Annotated in this window: 5 protein-coding genes; all 5 read right to left on the reverse strand. The window is 70.8% G+C overall.

What is annotated here, in order from left to right:
- Positions 1-41 precede the first annotated feature (41 nt).
- A complete protein-coding gene (locus G5C65_RS33095; protein WP_165302763.1) occupies positions 42-647 on the reverse strand; it encodes a GTP-binding protein in 606 nt (201 codons plus the stop codon).
- Positions 622-999, reverse strand: coding sequence for a DUF742 domain-containing protein (locus G5C65_RS33100; RefSeq protein WP_165302764.1), 378 nt, complete (start codon positions 997-999; stop codon positions 622-624). Before G5C65_RS33100 ends, G5C65_RS33095 begins: the two co-directional genes overlap by 26 nt.
- A complete protein-coding gene (locus tag G5C65_RS33105; RefSeq protein ID WP_165302765.1) occupies positions 996-1397 on the reverse strand; it encodes a roadblock/LC7 domain-containing protein in 402 nt (133 codons plus the stop codon). Before G5C65_RS33105 ends, G5C65_RS33100 begins: the two co-directional genes overlap by 4 nt.
- On the reverse strand, positions 1394-2590 hold the full coding sequence (locus tag G5C65_RS33110; RefSeq protein WP_165302766.1) for an ATP-binding protein: 1197 nt from the start codon (positions 2588-2590) through the stop codon (positions 1394-1396). The genes G5C65_RS33105 and G5C65_RS33110 overlap by 4 nt, the downstream gene beginning before the upstream one ends.
- Positions 2591-3249: 659 nt before the next feature.
- A partial coding sequence (locus tag G5C65_RS33115) for a sigma-70 family RNA polymerase sigma factor (protein WP_165302767.1) occupies positions 3250-3859 on the reverse strand: 610 nt, incomplete at its 5' end.

Consider the following 3859-nt stretch of genomic DNA (forward strand, 5'->3'; position numbering starts at 1 on the left):
GGACGGGGCCGGTGGGCTCTGTGTTCATGCGTGCTCCACGTTCATGCGTGCTCCAAAGCTGCGCGTTCCTGGAGGTGCTTGACGAGCGTGATCAGGGCGTTGGCCGCCGACTGCCCGTCCCGCGCGTCGCAGGTGATCAGCGGAGTGTCGGGCAGCAGGTCCATCGCCTCGCGCAGCGCCTTCTCGGTGCGCTGCGGCGAGTCGTCGAAGTGGTTGACGGCGATGGCGTATTCGAGCCCGTACTGCTCGATCAGGTCCATGACGGGGAAGGAGTCCGCCAGCCGCTCGGGGTCGACCAGCACCAGCGCGCCCAGGGCGCCCCGGGAGAGGTCCTCCCACATCTGCATGAACCGCTGCTGGCCGGGGGTTCCGAACAGATACAGCACGACCTGGTCGTTGATGGTCAGCCGCCCGAAGTCCATCGCCACCGTGGTGGTGGTCTTGTGCTGGACCCCCTTGAGGTCGTCGACGGTCTCCGCGGCCCGGGTCATCGTCTCCTCGGTGGAGAGCGGGGGGATCTCGGAGATGGCGCCGATGAAGGTGGACTTGCCCACGGCGAAGTGCCCGACGACGAGGATCTTCACGGCGGTCTGCTCGGCGCCGCCCCGTACGTAGGCGCCGTCACCCAAAGCGAGCTTGGAGCCCATCCAGCACCTCCTGAAGGATCTGTACGTCGGCCAGCTGTGCGCGCGGTATGGGCGCCCGGGTGATCAGATGCCCGCCGTCGGCCAGCGAGCTGAGCAGGATCTTCACGACGCCCAGCGGCAGCTGGGTGTGCCCGGCGATCTCGGCGACCGACAGATAGCCGCCGGAGCACAGCTCCAGGAGCTGCTGCTCCTCCGGGGACAGCCGGTTGGGCCGCTGCCGCTGGTCGCTCGCCGCCGTCACCAGGGTGATCAGCGAGAACCGGTCCTCCTGCGGCAGATCCCGGCCGCGGGTGATGACATACGGACGTACTAATTCGGCTGCTTCGCTCTCGTTGTGCTCGTCGTCCGTCATGAGCGCGGGCCGGTGTTCTCGCGGGGCGGGGTCGACAGCTCCTTGCCGAGCTGGCCGACGAGCTGCTGCATACGGAAGGTGATGTCGGCCATGTCGACGGTGGCGGTGGCCGATACGGCCAGATAGGCGCCCTCGCCCGCGGAGATCAGGAAGACCCATCCGCCGTTGAACTCGACGAGCGTCTGGCGCCACTTCAGGTTCGGCTCGTCGCAGAAGAACCCGACCGACCGGCTCAGGGACTGCACGCCGCTCATGGCGGCGGCGACGGTGTCCGCCGCGTCCCGTCCGAGGTCCGAGGTGCGGGCCATCAGCAGGCCGTCGGCGGAGACCAGGACCGCGTGCAGGGCGCCTGGAATCTCCAGGGCGCTGTCGAGCATCCAGGACAGATCGTTGTTCACGAAACCTCAGGTCCTTTGCTTCCGTCGGCGGGGCCGGGCCTGCGTGCGGCGTCCACGGGGGCACTCCGGCCGCTCTGGGTCCCCTGCTGGAAGGCCGCCATGATCGAGGCCGTCTCGGCGTCGGAGCGCTGGCGCGCTCCGGCCGCACCGGCCGGCCCGGCCGCACCGGCCGTTCCGGTCGGGCCTGCCGCGTCGCTCTGGACGATGGCCATGGGCCGCTTCCGCTGGCGCTTGGGCAGCCCGTCGGCGGTCGTCGTCGAGGCCATGGGCTGCGGCTCCGCGGGCCCCGGCAGCGGACCGGGCTGGGCCACAGGCCGGGGCGGCGACTGCGGCATACCGGTGAGCAGTTCGTCGGGGAGCAGGACGACGGCGCGCACGCCTCCGTAGGGGGAGGTCGAGTCCACGGTGACGGTGAAGCCGTACCGCTCGCACAGCGCCCCGATCACCGGGAAGCCGAACTGGGGCGGGTTGCCGAGGTCCGCGACCCCCGCCGAGCGCGCGCCGGAGAGCAGCTCGCCCGCCCGGGTGCGCTCCTCCTCGTTCATCCCGACGCCCGCGTCGTCGACGACGATGCAGATGCCCTTGGGCACGGACCGCACATTGATCTCCACGACGGTTTCCGGCGAGGAGTAGCTGGTCGCGTTGTCGAGCAGTTCGGCCAGCGCCAGGGCGACCGGCTCGACGGCTCTGCTGGTGATGGCGAAATCCGCCTGGGAGAGGATCTCCACACGCTGGAAGTGCCGAATTCGGCCCTGGGCGCTGCGCACCACGTTGTAGACGGATGCGGGTTGGCGCTGCCGGCCGAGCCAGCCCTGGCAGAGAACGGCGATGGACTGGGCCCGCCGCCCGAACTGATTGTTCATGTGGTCGATTTCCAGGAGGTCCTGGAGAATGACCGAATCGCCGTATTTCGACTGGAGCCGGGAGATGCCCAACTGCTGCTCGGCCGCCAGCCCCTGGAGTGTCCGCATCGCGGACTTCAAGACCGTTTTCGTGGCCTCCTCGGCGCGCAGCTCGGCGCGCCTGACGGCATCGGCGTAGCCGTCCTCACCGGCGGCGACGGACCGTCTGAGGTCCTCGCCCTCCTGCCGTAATCCTCGTATGACCCGGCGCTGGCGGATGAAGACGGCGGCCGCGGCGGGGACGCCCGCGACAAGGGACCAGAATGCCGGATCCTGGATGTACTGCGTCATAAAACTCTCTTCAAGCGACTGAAACCCAGCTGCTGAAATCCTGTCCATGCGCGCTGAGCCGGCGTGCTCGCCGCCAGGCCCGCCACCGGGACTCCCCCCGTGTCTGCCATGCCTCACATGACGGTTGGCGACCCGCTCGGCAAGTGCAGGGAGCATAGCACCCGGAAGAGTTCGGTCCAGTTACGCAACTGGACTTTGAGCCATGTGCTTTGGGGGAGGTTCAGCGAAGATTTCATGTGCGCCCGGCGCCCCGTGCGACCGGGTGGGCGAGGGGCCTGCCGCGTCCGATCGTTCGGGTGCGACGCCTGTGCCGTTCCTGGCGTGATGTGCGCCGGGATGTGCGCCGGGACCGGAGGGCGTATTCCTGCGCGGTTTGCGGGGCGGGGCCGCCGGTGAACGATTCCGCTTGTGTTGTGGTCGACATTTGTACGGAAGTCTCCTCCGGCTTCTGATGCCCGACCGAGAGGGGAACGTTTCTGCGGTGCCCCCGGCATGGGGCCGGACGGCCCTTTCGCCGGACCGGACGGCCGCGGACGGTCGGAACGAGCATCCGCGGTCGGCTGATTCACACCCACCGCGGCGGCACCGGCCCGCCAGGGGCGGCCTCCGCCGGGGTCGCGCCCTCGCGGCACGCGGACCCCGGCGGCGCGGGGCGGCCGTCAGGCGGCCAGCGGAACGGCCGGGGCGGCGTCCGCCGCATCCGCCTGGGCGAGCCGCTCGGCGAGGGTCTGCCGGGCGCGCGCCACCCGGGAGCGGACCGTGCCGACGGGGCAGCCGATGCCGAGCGCGGCCTCGTCGTACGGCAGCCCGAACAGCTGGGTCAGCACGAACGCGCGGCGGCGCTCCTCGGGGAGGGCGGCGAGGAGTTCGGCGAGCGCGATCCCCTCCTCGAAGCCCGGCACGTCCTTGGGCTGGGCCTGCTCGGCCAGCGTCTGCCAGTCGTCCCGCCCGTGGAGCGCGGGCCTGCTGGACTGCCGGCGCAGGCTGTCGACCACGGTGCGCCGGGCGATGGACAGCAGCCAGGTGCGCGCCGAGGAGCGGCCCTCGAAGCGCGGCAGGCTGCGCAGGGCGCGCAGAAACGTGTCCTGCGCGAGGTCGTCGGCGGCCTGCGGATCGGCGCTGAGGTGGGCCACGAAGCGCCATACGTCGCGGTGCAGGGCCTGTACGAAGCGCTCGACGGCGACCGGGTCGCCGTCCCGCGCCGCGAGCGCCAGCAGGGTGGCGTCCCGGTCGGACTCGGGACTGTGCCGGGGCGCTGGGGGGTTGGGT

The organism is Streptomyces boncukensis (assembly GCF_011045075.1).
GTDB lineage: Bacteria > Actinomycetota > Actinomycetes > Streptomycetales > Streptomycetaceae > Streptomyces > Streptomyces boncukensis.